Annotated in this window: 2 protein-coding genes; both read left to right on the forward strand. The window is 54.0% G+C overall.

What is annotated here, in order from left to right; translation table 11 throughout:
• A partial coding sequence (locus ACH2EH_RS05995; RefSeq protein WP_395139890.1) for an FAD-dependent oxidoreductase occupies positions 1-418 on the forward strand: 418 nt, incomplete at its 5' end.
• A gap of 100 nt (positions 419-518) precedes the next feature.
• Positions 519-2,006 (forward strand): alkaline phosphatase PhoX, encoded by a 1,488-nt coding sequence (locus ACH2EH_RS06000; RefSeq protein ID WP_395139892.1) that lies wholly within the window; start codon positions 519-521, stop codon positions 2,004-2,006.
• Positions 2,007-2,043: the final 37 nt, after the last annotated feature.

The following is a 2,043-nucleotide window of genomic DNA, read 5'->3' on the forward strand; positions in this document are numbered from 1 at the left end:
ACTCACTCTGGCGCACTACGAGTCTTTTCAAAGCTGCCCGAGCCTGGCGGCGCTCAAAGCGCGCCTCCATGCAGAGTATGCTGAGTACGAGCGCTACGGTATCCACGTTCTGGTCTCACAAAACGGCCACGGTGAGCTGACTCTGGGCGACAGCCACGAGTACGACCAAGAGGTATCAGTCTTTAACAACGAGCATATTGACACGCTGGTACTCAACTACCTAGCGATATTCTTAGAAGCCCCTCACTGCCAGATCGCCTCGCGCTGGCAGGGTTTTTATTTGAAACACAAAACGCAGCCCTGGCTCATCGCACACCCAGAAGACCGTGTCACGCTGGTCACGGGCGTGGGCGGCGCAGGAATGACGCTGAGCTTCGGGCTGGCCGAGCGTGTGGCTAAAGAGTTAATCGAGACTTAATTTCAGGTTTACTCCCCCTTAATTTCAAGAGAGCAGTTATCTGCTATGATTGCTGTGTTAGTTTTCTAATTTCGCTTATCGAAAAGGACATCGTCTTATCATGCGTCAGCCTCTTTCTCTCGCTCTTGCAGCTACTCTCTGGGTAGTTCCCACAGCCGCCTATGCCCAGCTCACAGGCTCCAGCACCACAACAGCCGCTTATATTCTCCCAACCGCTTCGGATGTCAAGACAATCTCAATTCTCACCGTCGGCGATAGTATTGGCGGCTACCGCCTCGTCGGCATTCCTGATGGGCAAGGGGCCTATGGCAATGGGGATGGCACGTTCTCGCTACTCGTCAACCATGAGCTTGTTGCGACAGCAGGAGTTAACCGAGCCCATGGCCAGAAGGGCGCTTTTGTCTCGCAGTGGAATATCGACGCGAATACAAACACCTTCACTGTGAATTCAGGGCGTGATCTGGCGACCTCCGTGACTATCTCGGGAGCGGGAACCAGCGCGATCTCTCGTCTCTGTTCCGCAGATCTGCCGGTGACGAGTGCTTTCTACAATGCCAATACAGGCCTGGGAACACAAAACCGCATCTTTATGAACGGGGAAGAGACAGGCCCAGAGGGTCGTGCTTTTGCTTGGGTAGTCAATGGCCCCGATGCTCGAAAAGCTTTTGATCTACCACGATTGGGGAAATTTAGCTGGGAGAACTCGGTCGCTAACCCTTTTGCACAGAATAAGACTCTCGTGATGGGCACCGACGATGCCACGCCAGGGCAGACCTACCTCTACGTGGGTACGAAGACCAACACGGGCTCCGATATCGAGAAGGCAGGCCTGACCAACGGTAGTCTCTATGGGATCAAAGTGGGGGGCTTTGCCACAGAAACAGCAGCCACTCCGTTTGGAGGGCTTGCCAAAGGTGGCTCGACAAGCTTCACCCTCTTCAACCATGGCGATGTCTCGGCAACGGCAGGAAGTGCACTCGATGCCGCCAGCGATTTAAACGGTGTGACGGAGTTCCTACGCCCAGAAGATGGCGCTTGGGATCCCAGCAACCCTAATGACTTCTACTTTGTCACAACACATCAGTTCAATGGGCGAAGCCGCCTGTGGCGCATGCGTTATAGCGATCTGAATGATCCCACTCTGGGTGGAAACCTGACCATGATTCTTGATGGCACCGAGGGTCAGCAAATGATGGACAACTTAACCATTGATCGCTTAGGCAATATTCTCATTCAGGAAGATCCGGGCAATCAGGCTCATCTCGCCAAAATTTGGAACTATAACATCAATAATGGCCAGTTCCGCACAGTCGCTGAGTTCTCAAGTGCACTCTTTGGGGGTGGCCCTGGAAGCCTAACCACCGATGAGGAATCCTCCGGTATTATTGATGCAACCGATATTCTGGGAAGCGGCTGGTATCTGCTCAATGCTCAAGTGCATGCCTCGGCTGGTGACACTGAGCTGGTAGAGCGTGGCCAGCTTCTTGCCCTGTACGTGGGCAATAATGCCGCACCAGAGCCGGGGACATTCGTGTTGCTTGGGCTGGGTGGGGGGCTGCTCGGACTGCGTCTGCGCCGCCGGAAATAGAGTAAGAAATCGCGCATGAAAAAACCAGAGCTGGTGA

This window comes from Armatimonas sp., from assembly GCF_043760365.1.
GTDB lineage: Bacteria > Armatimonadota > Armatimonadia > Armatimonadales > Armatimonadaceae > Armatimonas.